Annotated in this window: 17 protein-coding genes, 1 pseudogene and 1 riboswitch; of the genes and pseudogenes, 17 read left to right on the top strand and 1 reads right to left on the bottom strand. The window is 41.7% G+C overall.

What is annotated here, in order from left to right; genetic code table 11:
- Window positions 1-2 precede the first annotated feature (2 nt).
- The 4 genes from rbsK to ACFOZY_RS09405 all read left to right on the top strand — a co-directional run bounded on the left by rbsK (window position 3) and on the right by ACFOZY_RS09405 (window position 3950).
- On the top strand, window positions 3-884 hold the full coding sequence (gene rbsK, locus ACFOZY_RS09420) for a ribokinase (RefSeq protein WP_378154685.1): 882 nt from the start codon (window positions 3-5) through the stop codon (window positions 882-884).
- Window positions 885-1778 (top strand): DMT family transporter, encoded by an 894-nt coding sequence (locus ACFOZY_RS09415; protein WP_378154682.1) that lies wholly within the window; start codon window positions 885-887, stop codon window positions 1776-1778.
- Window positions 1779-2239: 461 nt separating this feature from the next.
- Window positions 2240-3145, top strand: coding sequence for a nuclease-related domain-containing protein (locus tag ACFOZY_RS09410; RefSeq protein WP_378154680.1), 906 nt, complete (start codon window positions 2240-2242; stop codon window positions 3143-3145).
- Between the two features lie 355 nt (window positions 3146-3500).
- Window positions 3501-3950, top strand: coding sequence for a general stress protein (locus tag ACFOZY_RS09405; RefSeq protein ID WP_378154678.1), 450 nt, complete (start codon window positions 3501-3503; stop codon window positions 3948-3950).
- Between the two features lie 119 nt (window positions 3951-4069).
- Here the strand turns inward: ACFOZY_RS09405 and ACFOZY_RS09400 are convergent, their stop codons facing one another.
- Complete coding sequence (locus ACFOZY_RS09400; RefSeq protein ID WP_378154676.1) at window positions 4070-4810, bottom strand: SDR family NAD(P)-dependent oxidoreductase; 741 nt, start codon at window positions 4808-4810, stop codon at window positions 4070-4072.
- A 214-nt stretch (window positions 4811-5024) separates the two neighbouring features.
- Here ACFOZY_RS09400 and ACFOZY_RS09395 point away from each other — a divergent pair, with 214 nt between their 5' ends.
- The 13 genes and pseudogenes from ACFOZY_RS09395 (at window position 5025) to ACFOZY_RS09335 (ending at window position 24547) form a co-directional block, all read left to right on the top strand.
- Window positions 5025-6035 (top strand): YecA family protein, encoded by a 1011-nt coding sequence (locus tag ACFOZY_RS09395; protein ID WP_378154674.1) that lies wholly within the window; start codon window positions 5025-5027, stop codon window positions 6033-6035.
- Between the two features lie 75 nt (window positions 6036-6110).
- On the top strand, window positions 6111-6719 hold the full coding sequence (locus tag ACFOZY_RS09390) for a 3'-5' exonuclease (protein ID WP_378154672.1): 609 nt from the start codon (window positions 6111-6113) through the stop codon (window positions 6717-6719).
- A gap of 96 nt (window positions 6720-6815) precedes the next feature.
- A pseudogene (locus ACFOZY_RS09385) lies at window positions 6816-6890 on the top strand (SEC-C metal-binding domain-containing protein); the annotation flags it as partial.
- Between the two features lie 2019 nt (window positions 6891-8909).
- A riboswitch (cyclic di-GMP riboswitch) is annotated at window positions 8910-8997 on the top strand.
- Window positions 8998-9121: 124 nt separating this feature from the next.
- Window positions 9122-17470, top strand: a complete 8349-nt coding sequence (locus tag ACFOZY_RS09380) for an RHS repeat-associated core domain-containing protein (RefSeq protein ID WP_378154670.1) — start codon at window positions 9122-9124, stop codon at window positions 17468-17470.
- Between the two features lie 14 nt (window positions 17471-17484).
- Window positions 17485-17895 (top strand): hypothetical protein, encoded by a 411-nt coding sequence (locus ACFOZY_RS09375; protein WP_378154668.1) that lies wholly within the window; start codon window positions 17485-17487, stop codon window positions 17893-17895.
- A 239-nt stretch (window positions 17896-18134) separates the two neighbouring features.
- On the top strand, window positions 18135-18368 hold the full coding sequence (locus ACFOZY_RS09370) for a hypothetical protein (RefSeq protein WP_378154666.1): 234 nt from the start codon (window positions 18135-18137) through the stop codon (window positions 18366-18368).
- A gap of 20 nt (window positions 18369-18388) precedes the next feature.
- Complete coding sequence (locus ACFOZY_RS09365) at window positions 18389-20266, top strand: RHS repeat-associated core domain-containing protein (RefSeq protein ID WP_378154664.1); 1878 nt, start codon at window positions 18389-18391, stop codon at window positions 20264-20266.
- Window positions 20267-20272: 6 nt separating this feature from the next.
- A complete protein-coding gene (locus ACFOZY_RS09360) occupies window positions 20273-20872 on the top strand; it encodes a DUF4304 domain-containing protein (RefSeq protein ID WP_378154662.1) in 600 nt (199 codons plus the stop codon).
- A gap of 376 nt (window positions 20873-21248) precedes the next feature.
- The gene (locus tag ACFOZY_RS09355) at window positions 21249-22118 is read left to right on the top strand and encodes a pre-toxin TG domain-containing protein (protein ID WP_378154660.1); all 870 of its coding nucleotides are present in this window, start codon (window positions 21249-21251) and stop codon (window positions 22116-22118) included.
- A gap of 25 nt (window positions 22119-22143) precedes the next feature.
- Window positions 22144-22821, top strand: a complete 678-nt coding sequence (locus tag ACFOZY_RS09350; protein WP_378154658.1) for a hypothetical protein — start codon at window positions 22144-22146, stop codon at window positions 22819-22821.
- Window positions 22822-23187: 366 nt separating this feature from the next.
- Window positions 23188-23757: a pre-toxin TG domain-containing protein gene (locus tag ACFOZY_RS09345; RefSeq protein ID WP_378154656.1), complete on the top strand. Its 570-nt coding sequence runs from the start codon at window positions 23188-23190 to the stop codon at window positions 23755-23757.
- Between the two features lie 82 nt (window positions 23758-23839).
- Window positions 23840-24064 carry a hypothetical protein gene (locus ACFOZY_RS09340; RefSeq protein ID WP_378154654.1) on the top strand — a complete coding sequence of 75 codons (225 nt, stop codon included), beginning with the start codon at window positions 23840-23842 and terminating at the stop codon, window positions 24062-24064.
- A gap of 174 nt (window positions 24065-24238) precedes the next feature.
- Window positions 24239-24547 (top strand): hypothetical protein, encoded by a 309-nt coding sequence (locus ACFOZY_RS09335; RefSeq protein ID WP_378154652.1) that lies wholly within the window; start codon window positions 24239-24241, stop codon window positions 24545-24547.
- Window positions 24548-24555 lie beyond the last annotated feature (8 nt).

Below are 24555 nucleotides of genomic sequence, written 5' to 3'. Positions count from 1 at the left end.
ACGTGAACATCACAGTAGTTGGAAGCATAAATATCGACCTCGTTTATCGGGTCCCACATATCGTAAGGGAGGGGGAAACGCTTCATAGTACCTCTCACTCGATTCATTTCGGAGGAAAAGGTTCAAACCAAGCGGTTACTGCCGGCCAGTTAGGTGCAAACGTCCGGTTCATCGGCAAGGTAGGAGCGGACGCTTTCGGGGAGCAGGCAATCGAAAACATGGAGTCTAAAAATGTGCGAACGGATTTAGTGGGTCGCCAAGGCTCGACCGGGCAGGCCATCATTCAAGTATCCGATTCCGGTGAGAACTCCATTGTTTTATTCCCAGGCGCCAATTTCCTCGTGACGCCGAACCAAGTGGAACAGGAAATGGACGTACTTCGGACGAGCGATGCGTTGTTATTGCAACTGGAGATTCCACTTGAAAGTGTAACAAAGGCTGCGGGCATCGCGGCACGTGCTGGGAAAACGGTTATATTGAATCCCGCACCCGCTCGTGAACTGCCAGACGAACTATTACGGAACGTCACCATCTTGACGCCAAACGAAACGGAATTGAAGCAATTGACAGGAATCGATCCGGTTGATGAGGTGGAGCTTCGAAAGGCGTGCGACGTCATGTTGGCTAAAGGAGTCGGAGCGGTCGTCGTGACATTAGGTTCCAAAGGTGCGTTTTATCAAGATGAAACAGAATTTGGCTGGATTGATGCTGTAGAAGTGGAGCCGGTTGACACGACAGGTGCAGGAGATGCATTTAACGGAGCATTGGCTGTAGCACTCTGCCGTGGTGATTCAATTAGCGAAGCAGTGAAATACGCAAACCAGGTGGCCGGATTTGTCGTCACGAAAATGGGCGCACAACCAGAATTGAAGGCAGGTTTCTAAATGAAACCTGTCTTAATGCTTTTATTGCTAAGTTTACTATGGGGATCTTCATTCCTATGGATCAAAGGCCTGTTAGATGTATTTGATCCGCCGTCAATTGTCTTCATACGATGTATATTTGGGCTACTGATTTTGCTCCCGTTGGTATTGCGGATGCCGGGCAAATTCAACTGGCGGCCAGGGTGGAAATTTGTCGGTGCAGTGTCGTTGGGCGCGGCTATTCCATGGACGATACTGGCTATGGCGCTGCAAGGGATTGATACGACCGTGAGTGGAGTCTTGAACGCAACGACACCACTATTCGCTGTTGTGTTTTCAGTATTTGTATTTAAAATGAAACCAGTCTGGTCACAAATGATGAGCTTAGGAATAGGCTTTGTGGCTGTTGTGATTTTGCTTGTCACGTCGAGCGGCTCCAGTAGCGGCGGCTTTTCCTTTGGTCATGCATTGCTAATGCTCTTTGTGACAGTGTGTTACGCAATGAATTCATTGTTGGTCGGCCGGAATTATAAAGACGTCCCATCCGTCGTGTTAGGATTCTGGACCATGCTCGTGTCGATGATCTTGAATGGAGTATTGAGTTTGATCGTCCAGCCTGGAGCCATTTTGGAACTCGCTGATATGAGCGTGTTAGGACCAATTTTAGTATTAGGCTGCCTCTGCTCAGGATTGGGCTACATGATCTTCTACTGGATCACATCCAATGGCGGACCATTAGTTGCACTCATGGTCACCTTCATGGCCCCATTCGTGACGATTACATTAGGAGTGCTGATCTTAGGTGAACCACTGCACTGGGGAATTGGAGTGGGCTTGTGTTTGATGGTGTTGAGTTTGGTGTTTATGAATTTGGAGACGATTAAGGCGCGGAGGCTTGCTGGGAGAGGGATATGATGGGGGGAGGATTACAACCATTTCAGAAAGTTTCCAACGAAGTGCTCATAGATTCCAACCATTTCAGAAAGTTTCCAACGAAGTGCATATAGATTCCAACCAAAGCCTCAAACTTTCCAACCACCAGCAGTCAACTATCTATTAATTCAAAGTGGTACCCCGGCGCTATGCCGGGGTTTTATTAATGGGGAAGATTCCAACCATTTCTTCAAACATTCCAACGAAGTGCTCATAGATTCCAACCATTTCAGAAAGTTTCCAACGAAGTGCATATAGATTCCAACTAAAGCCTCAAACTTTCCAACCACCAGCAGTCAACTATCAAATAATTCAAAATCCAATTGAATAGTATGCCAATCTTTGCTATGGTTTAAGTAATTGAACATAAGGAGGTAATAGATTTCGTTACACTGCGGCGAGAACCTATTATTTTGCCAGCAACTCAGAGATTACTTCTTCGCTTGAATCCGACATCAAGTGAGTATCAAAATGTCTTTAGAAGATACGATTCAATAAGGGCAGGCTACAACGGTGAATCCAATGTAGACCGCCATCTTTCAAAAATTTCCCCCACTCCACAGTTAATTGTTCTTCAAGACATTAACATCCAAATAAATCCCCAATGGTTTATCCAAATTGATACTTTAATCATTACAAATCGCTACATTCTCATATTAGAAATAAAATCATATAGAGGAATTTTACATTTTGAAGAAGATCCCTACACTCTCATTCAGATTAATGACGAGGATTCCTTTGTTCGAAGATGCCCTCAACTTCAAGCTCGAAGTTATATAGAAGGAATAAAGGAATGGTTGAACCGTCATGGTTTCAATTTACCGGTATACGCAAACATAGTGTTAGGATTTCCAACAGCTCAAGTTAGAACTGCGCCGAAACTAATTAAACTTATTCAAGCAGAAGAAGTTCCCTTTCGAATTCGGGAATTGAACAAGAACTATCCGGCTGTAATAAGTGATGAGAATGTAAAGCTTTTAGCTAACTTACTAAAAGCATCAAATGATCCCTATATGGCTTTTCCCTTATGTGAGTACTATAGATTGGACCCTAACTTAATCCGAACAGGTGTTATTTGTAGAAAATGCGGGTCTCATTTACAAAAACAAAGTCAAGCGACGTGGTGGTGTAATTCATGCTTAATTATCGTTGAGAAAGCTTCAGTACGAGCAATTGAAGATTGGCTTATTCTAATGAAAACCACAATCTCAAATGAAGAGTGTCGAAAATGGCTTGGACTGAAAGATAAATATGCTGCTAATTATCTTTTGAAAAAATCAAAGTTAGAGGCCATTGGCAATAGTAAGGCAAGAAAATATCAATTTAGTAGTAAATTTTCATTAAGATAACCATTTTGCCACTGCAAAATGGTTTTTTTATGATGGTTTCCAACAATAAGTGAAAACTTTACAACCATTTCATAAAAGATTCCAACCATTTCATAAAAGATTCCAACCATTTCATAAAAGATTCCAACCATTTCACAAAAGATTCCAACCAAGTACTCAAAGATTCCAACCATTTCAAAAAGAGTCCAACCAAGTACTCAAAGATTCCAACCATTCCACAAAAGATTCCAACCATCCCAAAAAATCCAACCATCCTTGAATAGACCAACAACTTCTCCCGATGTTTATGAATCCTTCTCACGGGTAATTTATAAATATCTCGAAAAGGTATTATCAAATTTGGGAGGTTTTAAGAATGGCAAAAGTAGTAGTAGGTTATTATGACACGGAAACAGCAGCAATTGAAGCGATTGAGGATTTAAAGCGTCAAGGGTATCGCTCGGAAGACATCTCGGTAATTAGTAAAAGCAGCGAGGAAGCAGCAACGGTAACGGATGAAACGGGTACGAATGTTGCGGAAGGCGCGGTTACGGGAGCGGCTACAGGTGGTGCACTCGGCGGTATTGGCGGTGTGTTAGCTGGACTTGGCGCATTGGCGATTCCGGGTATTGGACCGGTCGTCGCAGCAGGACCGATTGTTGCGGGTCTAACTGGTGCAGCTGCTGGAGCAGGTGTAGGTGGCTTAGCCGGTGCATTGATCGGTATGGGTGTTCCAGAAGATGAAGCAAAACGTTACAATGAGTACTTCGAAGCTGGCAAGATTTTAGTGCTTGTAGATGAAGATACGCGAGGACCAGTATTGTAAGTAGAAATCAATCAAAAGTAGCCATCCCGAGGACCGCGGGATGGCTTTCTTAATGGATTCTTCAAAGAAAAAGAGGAATCTGCAGAAGATTCCTCTCTCTCAATAAGCTTTTGTTATGATTATTTCGCAGTATAACCGCCATCCACGTGGATTGTTGTACCTGTGAAAAAATCGTTTTCAGCAAGGAACACAACGGCATGAGCAATTTCTTCCGGAGCGCCGAGTCGACCGATTGGGTGTTTTGCCACTAATCCATCGTAGAAATCACCTAATGCTTCTTTGTTGACCAAACCGGATTCGATGAAGCCAGGAGCAACAGCGTTCACACGGATGTTGCGGTCCGCATATTCCAATGCAACGGATTTTGTAATTAAATTAACGGCACCTTTACTTGCTGCATAAGGGATGGAATTTGGTTCACCAACAGTTCCTAAAATGGAGGATGTGTTGATGATCGCACCGCCACCTGTTTTCAGCATTTCACGTAGTGCATATTTAATGCCATAGAACACGCCGTCTTGGTTCACAGCGATGACACGTTTGTATTCTTCGTCTGTAAGTTCATGAGTAGGTTTTTGAATACCAATCCCGGCATTGTTGAAAATGACATCTAATTGACCAAATGTATCAACCGCCGTTTTTACAGCGTTTTCAACAGCTTGCTCATCTGCAACGTTCGTTTGTACGAACTTCACGTTTTCGTAAGTTTCTTTTAGTTGTTTTTCAACGGCGTTGCCAGCTTCTTCATTGTAATCAGCAATTACCACTTTGGCACCTTTATCCAAAAATGCTTTTGCTGTCGCTAAACCGATTCCCGATGCGCCACCTGTTACAACTGCTACTTTATCTTGTAAGTTCATTATGATGCCTCCTAAATGGGATTTGTGTTGCTACTGACAATGCTATGCCTCTTTTTAGGTAATTTCAAATAAAATGTCTCGAATTAAAACTATTTATTATACTTTAGAATCATTTTTTACATTTCAATCCATCTATCCCACCTATTGTTCTTTTACTCTTGCGATTCCTCCCCTATAATGCAAGATGGACCAAACTGTATTAGGAGTGAATTGTATGTATATTGCCGAAAGGAATGACCCATGTCCGTGCGGCAGTGGGAAGAAGTTTAAGAAATGCCATGGAAGAGAAAATACGGCTTCGGTCGATGCAGTGATTGATGATGAATTATCCGCAATCATGGAACGCTATCTATTTGGATATGCAGGTGAACGGGATGTCCAAGAACTGCAACAAATTGTTGCAGAGTGGAAAAGTAAGTTGGAAGGGCTTTGGGAAGATGAAGCTACCGAGTCGCTGCCCATTACATATTATTTATTCATCCAACAGCAGGAATCTTGGAATGACTATATCGAGAAGGAAATCCAACAATCTAACCGTCCGATCATCAAAGAAGTGTTGGCGCATTGGACAACTCCTCAAATTACAATTGCTGAAGTGACTGCAGTGGAACAGGAATTCCTTACCCTGAAAGATGTCGTCAGCCGAGAAACATTCCGCCTCGCAAAAATCGAGGGGATTGAGGCGTCGAAGGGCGAATATGCAATTGGCACTTATTTGAAAGATATCCGAAAAGGTTCAGATACATATATCGGGACCGCGGGAATTTCCTATATGCCAGCTTTCGTGAAGGGCGCAGTAGAAAAGATGAGGGAGCTTGCGAAAAAAGAGAAGCTATCAACTCAAGAATTTTATCAGCAGCACATGCTCGACTGCCTGATCTTCGTGAAGGACATAGTCGAAGAAGAGCAGAGCATCAACCCAGCTCAAGAAGAGCTCGTCAGCAAGTTGGCTGAATTCTTGGATGCCAATGAAGTGCAAAGCGAAAAACTGCTGATCACATTCGGTGCTTATTTATTGGCATACGACCCGAACGCGAAAAAGCCGGAAGCGCTCTTGGCTTCGGCAATCCGCTTTGGTAAAGATGAAGAATTCCTGCCGAACAATTGGACGAACAAACAGCTGGCGGACCAATTCGGGGTATCGACATCGACCATTCAGAAGTATGCGGATGAAATCAAGACCTATTACCACCAATACATGAAACCGGTATTGGAAGACAAGTAATCTATTAAACTATTTCCATTCTCGCCCAGAATCTGTCATACTGACAGTAAATATGGCCATCGATGAGGTGAGGGAATGGTAAAGAAGACTGCATCTGAAATCATCACAGAAAAAACACGTCAAAACTACTGGTCTCGTACACAGACGAAGCCAAAGAAATATAAGATGACGACAAGGAAAGCGAAAGACTATGTCGTCCTCGATTTTGAAACGACCGGATTTCGTGCCGGTTCCGATCAAATCATCCAAATCGGAGCGGTAAAATACTTCAACCATGAACGTGTGGATAAGCTCAATATGCTCGTCAATCCGGAGCGGACGATTTCCTCCCGGATTACACAACTTACCCGTATTTCAAATGAAATGGTCGAGCACGCACCGACGATTGACCGGGCGATTCACGATTTACTCGATTTCATCGGCGATCTCCCGATTGTGGCGCATAATGCGTCATTCGATATGGGGTTCCTGTATGCACTGGACGGAAAAGACGGGGTCACCATTCCTGAGTACTCCGTAATTGACACGGTTAAGCTCGCTCGAAAAATTATTACAGAAACACCGAATCACAAACTCACAACCTTAACACACTACTTGCAACTCGAGCATGATGCCCATGATGCACTTGGGGACTGCTTAGCTACTGGTGCAATCTATCAATATTGCCTGGGCGTGTGGAAATAAAATAAGTTAATCCGATCCATACAGGGTCGGATTTTTTACTCTACCATCAACTTTGCTATGATAATAGAAAAAGGAAGGAGAGAGGAGATGGAGTTTAACGCTGGACGGAACGACCCTTGTCCATGTGGAAGCGGGAAAAAGTTCAAAAAATGTCACGGTGCGAAAAACGTTGTTTCAATTGAAGCGGTAGTAAACGAAGAGTTGATTGCTATTATTGAACGGTATTTAATGGGGTATCCAGAGGACCCAAAAGAGTTGCATTATTTCAATAAAGAATTGGCCAAGTATCAAGTGACTTTAAAGGGATTATGGGAGGAAGAAGCCGTAGAGGTAATCTTTTTGGAACATTATCTATTCAGCCGTCGGAAAGATCTATGGCAGGATTATTTAAGGAAACAGAATCGAAACATCTCCCGGCCAGTCGTAAAAGAAATTATCGAACAATGGATGGATCCGGAAGTAGTGATTACGGAAATTGTGGAACTTAACGATTACGTAACGCTAAGAAATATAATTGATAGAAAGACTTATCGTGTGTTGCTTCCCGAGGATGTGGGCGTGATGAAAGGTGAATTTGCAATAGGCACCCTTTTGCCAGATAAGAGAAAGGGCCAGGATGTATATATGGTTGCCAGTGGATTAGCATTTATTCCTGGCTATTTGAAGACTTTAACAGTACAAATGAAGGAAATGGCCAAGAAGGAAAAGCTGACTTCAGAAGAATTCTTCCGCAAGCATTTGATGGAGTGCTTATTACTCCTTAAAGAGGACATCAAGTCTGAGCAAAAACTGACACCCGAGCAGGATGAAATACTCTATAATCTACATAGTTATTTGGAACAATATCATTCTGTTGACGAAACCATTTTCACGGTTTTCGGACTTTATTTAATGGGCGTAAATCCAAAGCCAAGAAAGAAAGAAGCGCTCATTGCAGCAGCGGTACGTTTTGGCAGAGATTATGGTTTATTACCTAATCTCCAGACCAATAAAGACTTGTCAGAAGTATTCGGTGTCTCCACTTCCACCATCCAGAAGTATGCGGAAGAAATTGAAGACTATTATCATAGTCACGCAGCCAATGCGATTGACAAAAATTCAGAAACGAAAATGGTTTACGAAGTGGGTGTTTACCCAAGATTTTCAGAGTATAAGAACTGGGAGATCCAAATGCATCTAAAGGATCAAGAACCAAAGAACGAAAAAGATTTAGAAGAGAAGTTAAAACAATTTATGAACGTCCCTTATCAGCCTAAGACTGCAAAAGAACAGGCTCAAAAGTATGCGTATGAGGCCTATTTTGCAGAAAATGAGAAGCTAAGGAAACAAAATTGGAAGTTGGCAGAGGCAAACGATCCACATAACCCGGATGTACTCCTTCATAAGGCTGAGTCTGAAAAGAATGCAAGACAAGCGTATGATGATTATCTGAAAGCCATTGAAGTATCATATGAATTCTACAATGAAGACATGGAACATCCATGGGCGTATCTCCCGAATCGATATTTTTTACGAGCGTTGTTCTCATTGGGCATCTTTCTCTTTGATTGGGGTTACTATGAAGAAGCGTCCGAACGATTTATTGATTTACTCAACTTCAATCCTGATGACCAACAAGGAGCTCGCTACCCGTTAATCGCTTCGCTCATTGAGCTTGAAAAGTATGACGAAGCTGAAAAATACCTCAACAAATACGCTACTGATCAAAGCGCTGCATACATTTTTATGAAAAATACATTACGGCACAAGCGACTTAGGGATTCGGAAAGGGCAAATGCGAATGAAATGTTTCACGCAAATCAGCATGCACTTGACATGCTCCTCCACAAAAGGGATGAATATCCGCTTGAGTATCCAAAAGCTGCTGCAATTGAGCCGGGAAGTGTAGAAGAAGCCTACTATATTTATTCCATACTTGCTGATTTGTTTTAATGAGAAGAAATCCGATCCATACGAGGGCGGATTTCTTTTTTTCATAAAATCTCCTTGCATTATTCAAAACATGGATCATTAGCATCTTCCGAATATCGGGGTTTTGGACTTTATGGAAAATATATAGTCTTTTTTGTTTATTCCGATTTTAATCCAAAAGACTCATTTATAAATAAAATTAGAAAATTGTGGTGATTTAACGCTTTCATTGTGATAATTTGGCATTAAGTGAATCGATAGTCGTGAGTCTAAAAAACTATTTGTAAAAGGCAAACTCATTGAAAAGTGGGGACGCAAAGTTACGGGTCTACAGCATGAAGCATGCTATGATCGCCGGACCGCCAATAGAAAGGGATTTTATGAACTGCCTCCTTTCGTCATGGCCGCCCCATGCTTGAAAGGGGGTTTTTCTATTGGCTCACATCCATCCTTCACCCAAGAGAGAAAGAGAAAGGTAAGGGGAAAACGAATTGAACAAGAGAGAGAAACAAATTCTTAGACAAGCTTTTGCTATTTTATTATCTATTTTACTAATCGTCTCAAGTATCTTTACTTATCCTATGCAAGCACTTGCAGCAGGACCAAACAATTCAATGATGGACACCAATTCCATCTTGGACTATCTTCCAGATTTCAATCAGCAAAACCCGTATTTACCCCAACTAGACCAATCATCATCACCAGCAATTCCAACAACCAACTTAGAACAAATGTCTCCAGCTGCAAGTACGGGGACAAGTGTATCAGCCGATCATGGACCAATTTCGCCAATCAGTTCATTTGAGGAAAAGGTCAAACTATCAACCGGAACTCTTTCAATGGACGAAAGTGATCTACTCATTCCGGGAATCGGATATGACTTTGAGTTGAAACGTACATACTCAAGTGACCGTACCGAAGTCGGAGCTTTTGGAATTGGCTGGGATTACAACTATCACTCTAATCTACAAATGTTTGCCGAATTTGCAATTGCCGAAACCCGGGCAGATGGCACCGTACTAAATTATGAATTCGTCAAAGATGACCCCGATGGTTTTATTACCGAATACGATGGGGATGACATGACGAACTATGAACTTCATAAAGGTTCCTACAAGACTGCAGTCAACGGTGACAAGTTAAAGCGGAATAGTCAGTTTGACTATGAAGTAACAACTGAAAAAGGAATGACTGTTACATACAACGGTTATTTTGCCCCTTGGCGTAAAGATCAAGATCCAAAAGTGGGTAAGATGACCGAATGGAAAGATCGCTATGGCAATACCACCCGATTCGAGTATGACAGCAACGGAAAGCTCACGACGATCTATGACACGAGTAACCGCAGAATCCGCCTCATCTGGAACGGTGATGTCATTACAGAAGTCATTGATCCGTTGAATCAGTCTACAATTTATACATACGATGGCCAGAAGCGCTTGACGAAAGTGACAACGCCAGATGGACGCAGCATTTCCTATGGTTACGATAGCAGCAACCGGATCACCAGCGTCACAAATGGTGAAGGGGAGACTGTTTCGTACGGCTATGATGGCAATGACCGTGTAACATCCATCAAAAACGAAAAAGGTAACGTCATTTATTCATATAGTTATCAAGCAAATGGCAAGGAAGTAACGAAAGTCACGAAGAAAAATGCACTGGACAAAGTGTGGAATTATGAAGTCGATAAAGGGAATATCACGAAGCAAACGGACCCACTCAGCAAAACAATCAGCTTCCAATACGATGAGGATGGAAATCTACTTTCCCAAACGACGGAAGCAGGAACCACTTCTTATCAGTACAAGGATGGCAATAAAGTCAAAGAGACCTACCCGGACGGTTTGACAGTTAGTTATCAATACCATGAAAAATGGGATCTTCCGACCAAGGTCACGTATTCGGATGGACGCTCTCTATCATACGAATATGACGCACAAGGAAATGTGACGAAGAAAACGGAAAATGGAATAACAGCACAGTTCGGATACGACCACCGTGGGCAGTTGACGCAAGTGCTCGATGAAAATTCAGAAGACTTAACGTATCAATACGATGCGAATGGCAATATCGACAAAATCGTCAATGCACTTGGTGAAGTGACGGATTACAGCTTTAACGCATTAGGGCATATGACGGCTTACCAAAATCCAGGGCAGGCAAAAGTTTCCTTGGAAAATGATGCTGCTGGACGACTGTTAAAGAAGACGGAAGGCAATAATGTCACGTCCTACAAGTACGACAAAGCGGGACGGATTGAATCTGTTACGGATCCGCTTGGCAATAAAAACAACTACGCCTACGATGATCTCGGCCAGCTTCATACGTTCACGGATGCCATCGGTCGTGTTTTCAAATACGAATATGACGAAGCAGGACAAGTGGAGAAATTAGTGAATCCGCTTGGTCAGGAAACGACCTTCGAACGGGATGCGGTCGGGCGGACTACTAAAACGAAGAATATTTTTGAAGAAGTTTCTTATATTCACGGCCCTTATGGAATAAAAGAAGTAACCAGTTCAAATGGCACTCTGAAATACGAATACAATTCAAAAGGGCAGCTCGACTTTATCATCGATTTGCTCGGCAGAAAGACCGACTATGCGTATGATAGTGCAGGACGCATCACAACTATTACCGATCCGTATAAACGCTCTACGAACTATACGTATGATGCTTATGGGAACTTAAAGACTGAAAAGTTGGCAACAGGCGAATCCATCAATTATACGTACAACAATCTTGGCCTAATCAAGGAAAAGACGTACAGCGATGGAACGAAAGAGACGTTCGATTACGATCCGATGAAACGCCTGACATCGTCAATGCAACGGAATGGAGCAAACCAATCATTCTCTTATGCTGCCGGTGACCAACTGGAAAAAGTCCAGAATCCGCTAAACCAGAAAATGTCCTATACATTTGATGAGCAAGGACAGATGAAAACAAAGACCGATCCTGCTGGAGGCGTTTATAAATATACGTACAACGCAAACGGATGGATAAAAACGGTTACCAATCCGCTGCAAGAAACTATTGAGTATAACTACGATAACGCAGGCCGTTTAATTGAAACAAAAGACCCGAAAGGTAATACGGTCGAATTCGAGTATGACAAGCTTGATCGTTTGACCGAGCAGAAGGATGCCATCGGGCGTGTCCACAAATGGGCGTACAACGATAAAGAGAATAAAACCGTCTACACACAACCGAACGGCGGAAAGATCACTTACACGTATAACAAACAAAAACAGCCTATCTCCATTGTCGATGCATTAGGCAATGAATCGAAATTCGAGTACGACAAAGCCGGTCGTCTTGTAAAAGCAATCGACGCATTGGGGCAGGAAACGGAATATGAATATAATGTATTGGATCAAATCGTCAAACAGATTCAGGTCGATGGAGAGCAAGTTGAATTTAAGTACGATAAATTTGGCCGTCTTGAGAAAATGATCAATCCACTTGGCCAAGAGACGACGTACACGTATGACGAATCGGGCAATATTGAGACGATTACCGATCTCAAAGGAACCCAAACGCTGTCTTATGACGTGCTCGGAAATATTGAATCCTTCAAAGACCCGCTTGGAAATGTTTCGACATTTGAATACGACGAACTTGGCCGCTTAGTAACAACAAAGGATCCGTTAGGCAATAGTTGGACGTATGAATACCATCCGCTTGGCGGAGTGGAGAAATTGACTGGACCAAACGGCGCTATCTGGAAGAATGAATACGATGCCCTTGGCCGGACCATTGCAGAAATTGATCCGAAAGGGAACAAGACAAGCTTTGACTACAACGAGCTTGGACAATTGGTTTCCATCAAGGATGCGCTCGGTCATGTGGAAGAACTGAATTACAACGCTGTAGGCGAAGTGAAAAACTATAAAGACCCGTTAGGCAATTCGACTTCCTTTGAATACAATCCTTTAGGACAAACAACAAAGATTGTAGATCCGTTAAAGGGAGAAACGGTTTACGAATATGATGTGACTGGACGATTAGTTAAAGAAGTCAATGCCGAGAAGCAGGTAACGGCTTATGAATACGATGCACTAAGCCGGATCACTTCCTTGAAAGATCCACTCGGTAATAAAACCGAGTACAAATACGATGCATTAGGCCAATTGAAGAAAATCGTAGATCCATTAAAAAATGAAACGAAATACAGTTACGATGCCCTTGGCCGTATCGTATCCGAAACAAACCGTTTGAACGAGACGACGAAGTATGACTACTTGGACAAGATAAACCAAGTGAAGGAAACGAATGCTGAAGGCGAAACAACCGTCTATAGCTATGATGCGCTCGATCAGTTGACGAAAGTGACAAATGCGGAAGGCCATGAGACGTCTTACAAATATGACGCGCTTGGCCGGATGATTGACATTATCGACCCGCTTAAGCAAGTCGAAAAGCATGCATATGATGCTGTTGGCAACCTGACCAAATACACAGATAAACGTGGGCAAACGTACAGCTATGAGTACGATTTGGCAGGTAACCTATCGAAAGAAATCAATCCATTAAGTGAGCAGACAACGTACAACTATGATGCGAAAAATCAGCTGACTCAGATTACGTACCCCTCTGGCGGTTCAGAAAATTATGAGTATGATGCAGCAGGTAATTTATTATCCATTGTCGATCCGGAAGGGGGACAGTGGAAGTACGAGTATGATGCACTTTACCGTACGGTGAAAGAGACAAACCCACTGAACGCTCATAGTAGCTATGAGTACGACTTGATCGGTAACCTCAAGAAGGAAACGAATGCACTGAACGCTTCAACTAGCTATGACTATAACAGGCTGAATCAGCTAGTGAAGATGACAGATGTGAAGGGTCACGCTTGGCAGTATGACTACAACGAATTGGGTTATTTAACTCAAGTAACAAATCCATTAGGCAATGCGTACAGCTACGAATACGATGCTGAAGGGAATCTACTGAAAGAGACAGACCCTAATCATCATTCAAATGAGTATGCCTATGATGCGGTTGGACGATTGATTAAACAAACGGATGCAAAAGGTTTTGACACCAAATGGGCATATGACAAGATTGGCAATGTAACCGAGGTCCTGGATGCTTTAGGAGAAAAGACAAGCTATACCTATGACCCGTTGAACCGTCTCAAAGAGATGAAGACACCGAAAGGTTCTATTTTTAAATACGATTACGATGAGAATGGCAATGTCATAAGCGAAATAGAACCGCTTGGGAATGAAACGAACTATAGCTATGACCCGTTGAACCGTTTGAAGGAAACGACGGATGCATTAAATGGTAAAACGAATTATTCCTATAATGCATTAAGCATGGTCAGCTCGATTCAAGATGCAAATGGCAACACGTCATCGTTCCAATACAATCTATTGGGTCAAATGACTCGTGAAACAAACGCATTAAATATCGAGACAAGCTATCAATACGATGCAGCTGGCCAAATGACGAAGATGATCCAGCCGAATGGATCCAATGTGGATTATTCCTATAATGCAATCGGCTTGACCACAGCCTATGAATCGAACGGTGAGCGTTTTGAATTCGGCTATGATGAACTTGGACAACGTACATCCATGGTTTCGCCATACTCGACTGACCAGTATACTTACGATGCGCTCGGTCAAATGACCCGCCAATACAATGTCCATTTGGATAAGGCGATTGATTATTCTTACGATGCAGTCGGCAATCTATTGTCTTTGACGAATAGTGAGGATCGTACGACGACGTATACGTATGACGAGCGCAACCAAATGGTCAGTGTCATGGAGCCGGATGAAAATGTCACATCATTTGCCTATGATGCACTTGGCCGTGAAGTGGACCGTAGTTTGGCAAATGGTAACCGGATTTCACGATCATTTGATGAAGACGGTAACTTGACCAACGTGGCAAACCTTAAAGGAGAATCCATCTTATCTTCATTCGCTTACGAATACGATGCAGCAGGAAACCGTGTGAAGCAGATTGAAGAAGATGGTGCAACATCTACTTACACGTACGATCCATTGAACCGTTTGACAGAAGTGACCTATCCGAAGGACAAGATTCTTAATCTAAAGAATCAGCCAGACACACCGCCTGAAGGCAGTGAAGAAGGAAACTCCGGTGAGGATAAAACCGTATCCACTTCTTCTATTACGATTGCTAATAATGGCAATGGTAATGGAGGCTCCAATGGCGGAGGAAACGGGAATTCCGGAAATAATGGAAACGGCAACTCGAATGGCAAAGGAAACGGAAATGGCAATGCAAACGACAAGATTAACTTCTGCCCTCCTGGCCAATCAGGTTATATCCCGGATGATTCTTCAGAAGAGACTGAAGAGGGGATCAAACCGATTGACGAGCAGCCCGATTATCTCGTTAAACCATTCAACAAAGTAAATTATTCGTATGATGCAGTCGGCAACCGTTTAAGCATGACAACCGATGAAGGAACAACGACGTATCAATATAATGCCATCAACCAGCTTTTATCAGCTAACGATGTAAGCTTCGAGTACGATTCAAACGGCAATGCAATTTCTCGTACAACGGATAAAGGTACTGCCTACTATTCATACGATGGCTGGAACCGTCTCATCAACATCGACTTCGAGGATGGTAGCTACGCAAGCTATGCATACGATGGATTAGGACGGAAAGTGTTCCGTGAAGAAATGTCCTGGAAGGATTACGAAGGCATTGCCAAGGGTCAAGACAAAGAAAAAGGCAATGGCAATAGTAAAGGTAACAAGGACAATAAAGGCCAACAGAAAAAAGCCGAAAACCAGGAAAAGAATGCGGACAAAGGCAATGGAAGTGCAAACGGAAACGGTAATGGTAAAGGCAACCAGAAGTTTGCAGGTTGTACGCCAAGCGATTCCAAACCTGGAAACGGCAATGGGAATAAATTCGGTAACGGGAACGGACCATTCAATAACCCTGGAAAAGGAAATAAATTTGGTTTATACAAAAAGTATGGCGAATTGAATCCAGAACTAAAAAGCCAAATGGATATCACTGAAACAGCCTACCAATACGAAGGCTTTTCGACGAATATCCATAAGGAATACAGTGATGCAGGATCGCCTTACGCTGAATATTACATGGGAGCGAACAACCAATTAGTATCCCGTAAGATGTTCGGCTATCATGGCTTGAGCAACCCATCCCATGATCCGGACCTGAAGACGACCGGCGGACTGCTTTATTATCAATATGACGGCATGAACACGGTGAATGCCGTAACCGACCGTCACGGCGATGTCATTGAAAACTACCGATATGACGCATTTGGCGGCATCCAGACCGGTATCACGGCACCATACAATCATTTCTCTTACACAAGCCAGCGCTTTGACGACAAAGCAGGGCTCGTCGACATGAATGCCCGCTGGTACGACCCGACCGTCGGACGCTTCCTCACGCAGGACACGTACCGAGGCGAAATGGCGAACCCGCAGACACAGAACCGCTATGCGTACGTTATGAACAATCCGGTCAATATGTGGGATCCGACGGGGCATGTGGCTGAAAATATGACTGGTGGTCAAACAACAATTCCGAATTGGGTACTCCAACAGCAGCCATATTCTATGATCAATGGAATTATTGGCGAGTTCTGGACTTTCGATGGAAAAGGGGAAACTCCTCTCTCGGATGTCCGAATAGTTGGTGAAGAACAGGACAGCAGTATGAAGTACTTCAATATCTATTTTGAGCAGGACGTAAGGGAAACTTGGTACTATAGCTATGTTAAGCGCTATGTTCAAGATCTGGGTGACGGATTCTATGCACCGAAAGATATCATTGAGGGTCCTGACCCTGTTACGTTTAACCGAGATGGCGTTAAGGAGTGGATGGGGAAAGTATCTGCCCAATCCCGCGCAGAGGAAGTCGCAAGATTCCTGGCAGAAAACTATACAGCACCTGCCAATGCGAACTTCAAGGTGAAAAGTAGCTGGGCTACTGGACCGTATGATGCGATTTTCTTTGATCAATTGACAAATATAAAAAATTCCAAACATCTGCATGTAGAATCCTTCATGGACAAGTTTACTAATATGGGGGTAAAATCCTGGGACAAAATAAAAGGAATTGGAATTGATTTTAATAATTCTAACATTGATCGTTTTAATAAAGCATTTGATTCACCATACGATTTCTTCAATTGGTTCTCATATGGAATGGTAGGCGGAGTCAAATCTGGTATGGATGATAGAACAGAAAAAGCATTGAATTCGCCGTACGACTTTTTTAACTATTTGTCCTTTGGAATAGTTGAAATGACTGACCGGGCAATTACACCAGAAGATCCCTTTTCAATGGATCATTGGTTAAACAGTTTTGGACTAGCCACGTTATTCTATGGTGGGGCAATAAAACCAAAACCGAATATCAAACCAGTCATTGAACCAAATGTGGTGAATACTACCAGATTCACGGTTAAAGCTGATGTAGCTGAAGCAGCTAAGAAATGGCAAGGTAGTGGTGCTTATCCAGGGGTAGATGCTTGGACAAACATCACCATTAAGAAAGGTACAAAGGTATGGGGTGGAGCACCAGGGCAAAGTAACTTCTATACAACAGATGAACTGATAAAAGCCACTGGGTATGATGCAACTAAAATATTTGAGGGACTTCAGGTCGGCAAGGGTAATTTTAGTCAATTTAGACCGGGAATGACTCAATATGTAGTAACAGAAGATATTACAGTGGGTTACTCAAAAGCATTAGCAAATCCACAGTACGGAAAAGGTGGATTTGACCAATATTTCATTCAAGATTATGAGAGTGTCCTAAAACCAATCAATTCGATTATTCTAAAGAATAGGTGAGCAAAATGGGAAATTTGTCTAATGGAATTATTCAATTTGGTGGAAAAGTTTTTGCGATATCACCAACATTAACATTACAGGATTTTCTTCAGTCCGACTTATATTCAGACGTTAAAGAGGAAATTATAAATGATTTTTCAAGGTTTACTTTACTCCCCCAAACATTTAATGGAATCAGGCTGAGTGTATCCCTGCTGTTTGGTAATCAAAAGAAGATTTTCCTTGTAAATATTAGCAAGGTAATGGATCAAGATAGTTCTTGGAATTCATGGTCTGAGCAACGTGAGTTGGAAAGAAAAAAAGAACATGATATCCTGTTGGAAAAGCTGATTGGAAATACCTCATGCAAATATACATGGGGAGAAATCACTTCGGACTATGATCCGCGTTCCGGGTCAAGCATGATAACAATCAGATATTTCTAAATAGATAATCATCGTAAAACCTTGATCGGGTGTTCTGCGCTCAATCAAGGTTTTTCTTTCACTTACATTCTCCTGTAACCGGATTTAGATTTTTCATAATTTCTACATGAATCCGGACCAAAATATGTAGGAGATCCGAAGGGATTAGCACCAATTGCTATTATAGGTGTAAAATCGTAACGGTGACAATTCAAGACTTAAGTAGCAATAGGATCAAGGGGAAGTGTAAGAAAAAGGTAATGGCAATAAAGACAATAAAGGCCAACAGAAAAAAGCCGAAAACCAAGATAAGAATGCGGACAAAGGTAATGGAAATGGGAACGGTAAAGGCAACCAGAAGTTTGCAGATTGTACGCCAAGCAATACCAAACCCGGAAACGGCAATGGGAATAAATTCGGTAATGGGAACGGACCATTCAATAACCCTGGAAAAGGGAACAAATTTGGTTTATACAAAAAGTATGGTGAACTGAATCCAGAACTGAAAAGCCAAATGGATATCTCGGAAACAGCCTATCTTTACGAAGGCTTCTCAACGAATATCCACAAGGAATACAGCGATGCTGGGTCGCCTTACGCAGAATACTATATGGGAGCGAACAACCAATTAGTATCCCGTAAGATGTTCGGTTACCATGGCTTGAGCAACCCATCCCATGATCCGGATTTGAAGACGACCGGTGGAATGCTCTACTATCAATATGATGGAATGAATACCGTCAGTGCCGTAACCGACCGCCATGGCGATGTCATCGAAAACTACCGTTATGACGTATTCGGCGGCATCCAGACTGGTATCACGGCACCATACAATCATTTCTCTTACACAAGCCAACGCTATGACGACAAAGCGGGACTTGTAGACATGAACGCTCGTTGGTACGACCCGGCAGTCGGGCGATTCCTGACACAGGATACGTACCGAGGTGAAATGAAGAACCCACAAACACAGAACCGGTATGCGTATGTCATGAATAATCCCGCGAATCTGTGGGATCCGACTGGTCATGTCGCTATGGAGATGGACCGGTTTGACAGTAGTGCAAGTGCAACATTCAGCCACCTGATCAGTACACAAGGAGCCTTCGGATTTGGCCTCGAAAGCTGGGTATTGGCACAAGATAATTATTATCCTGAGGTTGATATACCGCCGTTTGATACACTGATGACGATGCACAGCTACAACTTCGAAGGTTATGCAAGAGATACAGTGGACAGTACGGTCGAATACAAAGGAAAACAGAAAGCAGACTCCAAGAACTTCTATTACTTGTTCAGCGGGCAAATTCATGAGGAATGGGATTATAAGCATATTTCAAGAACTATTAAAGTTGATAACGGAGATTTATTCCCAACTACGAATCCTCCAATAGTGGAATATGGAACCTTCCAACGGGATTCCGTCTGGAACTGGCAAGTTAAAGTCCCAGCGGCCTTGGCATCAGAGGACAACCAGCAATACATCAAGGAAAACTTCGGATCATTGCCAAGCCATATCAACCTGACCGAGATGAAAGGCTATGATAGCGGTTCGAATGCTCAGAAGCTCTTAACTGGCGGTTCGAGCTATGGCATCAAAAATGCATTGCTCGACACAGGAATCGGTCTTTTCCTTGGCAGCAAGACTAAGGGTCTATCCAAAGTCAGCAAAGGAAAAATGCTGTCGGCAGATAACCTCAGATCGGGTGGATCTGTAGCTTTAGACTTGATTCCAGGGGTATCGACAGTAAAAGGTATCCAGCAGGCACTGACAGGAGTCAACCTCGTCACAGGCAAGAAATTGTCAACGGTTGATCGTTGGGCGGAAGTAGGCGGAATCGCAGCTTCCCTTATTCCGATTCCGGGTGCTAAAATTGCAGGTAAGTACGCAACAAAAGCCGCCATCAAGGGCATATCGAAGGCTACGGATTTTATTGGTGGACTGTTTAAGAAGAAAAAGCCGAAACCTGAAGCTAAAATAGAACCAAGTGTCCAATACTATCCACTGGAAAAACCAACTGCAGGGGATAATGTTGGAATTGATTTAAGAGGGACAGGAAAAGGCACTCAGAATCCAAAGGTCAAAAATAGTGCTAAAATTGGACAAGAGGCTCATAGACAATTGGAATTTGAGGGTAGAGATGAGTGGATACCGGAACAAACTATCAGACTACCTGATGGGAAAATTGTACGGAAAGATGGAGTGAGTAGATCTGATTCAAATAAGGTTCGAATTATTAAACCAGACACCCCTTCAGGGAGACAATCAGCTGAAAAGAGAAAAAAATTAATGGAGGAAAATGGTTTTGAAACACAAATTGATTTCTACGACCCAACTGATCCCAAATTTCAACCAAACAGCCCAACATATATTGGGCCTAAAAAAAGGTGATCAAAAATGAATGATTTTTTAAAAACTGTTAAAACATTCTTAGGGGAATATGGATTCAAAAAAAGAGGTAGTGGATTCTGGAGAATAGAAAATGAAATATACTACTTAATAGATTTTCAAAGAAGCTCTTTTGGTGACTACTTTTTTGTTAACTTATGTATACATCCATTGGGATTGCCAGAGTTGGTTACAAATCAACTGTTAATTAATGAAAAACCCAAAAACTATGAATGTATTTTAAGACAAAGAATAGAACAAATTGTTTCACCCCAAGAATTTAAGCGCCTAAACAAAGGAATGTTATCATTAAGTGATAAGGATTCGATAGACTGTCTTTTTGAAGTCCTATCTAAGGAAGTAATTGAATGGTTTAATCTTTGGGGTTCTTATGAAAAGCTTGCAATGGTTGATGAGAGTGAAGTTATGAATAAATTAACTGTTATTCCACTACTTAAAACAAAAACATATTTCTTGATTAAAACATATTGCAACTATCGAATTGGAGAAATAAAAAGCGCAAAGATATATTTACAAAAGTTCGATGATGAAAAGGTAGATGGTATGGATTTTACCCATATAACAAGACATCTGGCCAATTTAATATAGAGCATCATCTATGCCTTGATAAGAAATTTTCTTATCAAGGTTTTTCTTCGAGAATTAGTATTACTCAAGAGATACTATAGACAGTACGGTCCAATATAAAGGAAAACAGAAGGCAGACTCCAAAAACTTCAATTAGCTGTTCAGCGGGCAAATTCATGAGGAATGGGATTATAAGCACGTTGAACGTTTAGTCAAAGTGATACAAGGAGAGTTCTTATTAGTACCTCAAGAGCCAAAAGAAAGTTATGGAACCTTCAAACGGGATTCCGCCTGGAACTGGCAAGTCCAAGTCCCAGCTGCCTTGGCGTCGGAGGACAACCAGCAATACATCAAGGAAAACTTCGGCTCGCTTCCAAGCTATATCAACCTAACCGAGATGAAAGGCTATGACACCGGATCAAATACCCAAAAGCTCCTAACAGGCGGTTCGAGCTATGGCATCAAGAATGCATTACTCGACACAGGAATAGGTCTTTTCCTTGGCAGCAAGACCAAGAGCCTTTCCAAAGTTAGCAAAGGGAAAATACTGTCGGCAGATAACCTGAGATCGGGTGGATCTGTAGCTTTAGACTTGATTCCAGGAGTTTCCACAGTAAAAGGTATCCAGCAGGCATTAACGGGAGTTAACCTCGTTACAGGCAAGAAATTATCAACGGTTGATCGTTGGGCTGAAGTAGGCGGAATTGCAGCTTCCCTGATTCCGATTCCGGGTGCTAAAATTGCAGGTAAGTACGCGACGAAAGCTGCTATCAAGGGCATATCGAAGGCCACTGATTTTATTGGTAACGTTGCGAAAAAGTCATCTGGATTCTTTAGTAAATTAAAGGATAAAACATCTGGTTTCCTCAAAGGACTGAAAGAACAGACCAAAACAATTCTTAAAGATGAAAGTGGATATATAAGGATTGGCGGTTCTGGGGATAAGGGTGCAATTAAAGTTGGACCTTATTCACATCTTGAAGATCCTAAAAATGTAGGAGCTGGAAAGGACTTTACACCTGCCCAAAAGAGAAATATTATTGAGGAAAATAAAAGGAAAAATGGGGGAGTAGTTAAGTCTGACGATCCGAATGACATAGGCGGTGTTGATCTTGTAAAACCGAGTAAAAGTCAAAAAGGAATAACTCCTCCAGATAATGAATGGCAAATAGATCATATATTACCGAAAGATAAAGGCGGAACAAATAGTTACAGTAATGCTCAAGTACTATCTCGAAAACAAAATAGGTTAAAATCAAATAAATAAAAATAAGTATATAAGGAGTAAAGCTATGGCAGTCGAATTTAATGATGTTCCTTGGACAAGGGAGCAAATTTGGAGAGGTAGCATTTTAGCATCTATTGCTCATGCGATTATGGTTTCACATTTCCCGGAAATTGCAAATGAACATTCGTGGGACGGGATGAATTATAGTGTCCAAGACAGTGCTGGAACAAGAGGTACCATTTCTTTTCATTCCGAATATTGTGTTGCGGCATTTCGGAATGAGAACAGTTACAGAATGTCCTCTGGCGAAATTAGTTCAAATGTGTATTTTAAAGGTGCTCCCCCTCAAATTATTGAGTTAGCAGAAACTGAAGCCTTACAATATTTGTTAGACAATGTAAATGGGCACATCTCTCCCGTTATTACTACTGCCTTTTGGGGAATAAAAAATCAATTATTTGCTTGTGATAAACATGATTTATTAATTGAAAATGGTGGCTTTATTTTGGAGAGGCATGTGATGGATTTAAGTGATTCCATCGATGCGTGGGTAGAGTATTACGATATGAATGAAAAACAAGTCACTCTCATGAATTCTATATTTAAAAGAAAGATTAGTAATCCAAAAGAGATAATTAGACTAACAGATACAGAAATTGATATGATTGAGAGCGAAAATCAAGAAGATTTAACTGAAAGTAAAGTTTCATTTGAAGAAATCGGTGTCATTTTGGAAGTATAGTTCTTCAGAAATTAATGAACTTGATCGACTTCTAAAAGTGACATAAAGAAAAACACCCCCTCGTATTAAATTAGACTTTACTAATTTGATTGATAGGTGGGTGTTTTTTATACTAAATGATTCACCGCCACTTTTTCAATCGCGGTTAAAGAGTCTTAGATTATTTATGATCCGGATAGATATGATGGACATTTTATTGATAGTAGCGGTGTTAACACAAGCCAAAAGAAGTGTTTAGAATCGTCGCACATATTTCCCATCTGGAATTGGCAAATCCAAGTTTCATCAGCTTTAGCATCAGAGGATAACCAGCAATACATTAAAGAAAACTTCGGATCATTGCCAAGCTATATCAACCTGACCGAGATGAAAGGTTATGACACAGGATCGAATGCCCAGAAGCTCCTAACAGGTGGCTCCAGTTACGGCATCAAGAATGCCTTAATTGACACGGGAATTGGACTATTCCTTGGAAGCAAAACTAAAGGTCTGTCCAAAGTCAGCAAAGGAAAAATACTATCAGCTGATAACCTAAGGTCGGGCGGATCGGTAGCTTTGGACTTGATACCAGGGGTATCGACAGTAAAAGGCATCCATCAGGCACTGACAGGAGTCAACCTCGTGACAGGTAAGAAACTGTCAACTGTTGATCGTTGGGCTGAAGTCGGTGGAATCGTAGCTTCCCTGATTCCGATTCCGGGTGCTAAAATTGCAGGTAAGTACGCAACGAAGGGTGTCATTAAAGGTATATCGAAGGCTACGAAGTTTATTGGAACCATCGCTAAAAAGTCACCTGGTTTCTTTAGTAAATTAAAGAGTAAAACGTCCGACTTCCTCAAAGGACTGAAAGAGCAGACCAAAACAATTCTTAAAGATGAAAGTGGATATATAAGGATTGGCGGTTCTGGGAATAAGGGTTCTGTAAAAATTTCATAAGAACTCTAATGATTATGTATGTCACCAAGGCGTGTATGAGATATAGATTGATGGGGATCTGCATAAATACGGAAAGGCAGATATGACACAAATTTCAAGCACTGGAAACCCTAAGAGACTTCAAACTCAAATAAATAAATTGCAAAGGCAAAACCCCAATTCACAAGTTAGCGGAAAAGTGATATATGAAAATGAAAATATAAGTACAGCAAACATTAAAAAGGTAGAAACAAAAGCTATTCAAGGATATTATGACAAGAACAAACAAGATCCACCTGGTAACCAAAATCATCCAGGTGTGAAGTAGTAGGAGGACAGCCCCTTTTATGGAGATATTAACAAGTAGCTTGTATTCTGAAGTAAACTGTAACTTTTCGATTAGCCATAAAATAGACTTGGAAATCAGAAAAGCTCTTAATGAAAAAATTAAATCTGAATTGAGATTTACCTCAAGAGAGGAAGGGTTTAAGTTATTAATCTGGTGGTTTCAACAAGCAGTAGTACCCATGAACTGGAAGTGAAAGGACCAGATTTTAATCGTAAGGAAAAGATAATTAACTGGGGATTTTGGTTGCCATGTAGGGAAATCATAAACTCAGCTAATCAAGTAGTTCCCTATCTACAATTTTACTTTGATGCCTTGGTATTGTTATTTAGAAACTATGGCATAAGTGAAGAAATTATAAGATCTATTCAGGAAGAAATTTCAAGTAAGGTAATTGGAAATAGTGATTATGAATATGAAGATGACAGTATTGAATTTGATTTCTCCGAGTTTGACACTAAATAAGCATATTT

It is taken from the genome of Chungangia koreensis (genome assembly GCF_042651785.1).
Lineage (GTDB): Bacteria > Bacillota > Bacilli > Bacillales_A > Planococcaceae > Chungangia > Chungangia koreensis.
Note: the sequence above shows the minus strand (reverse complement) of the source record. Positions and strands in the feature narration are given on the sequence as shown.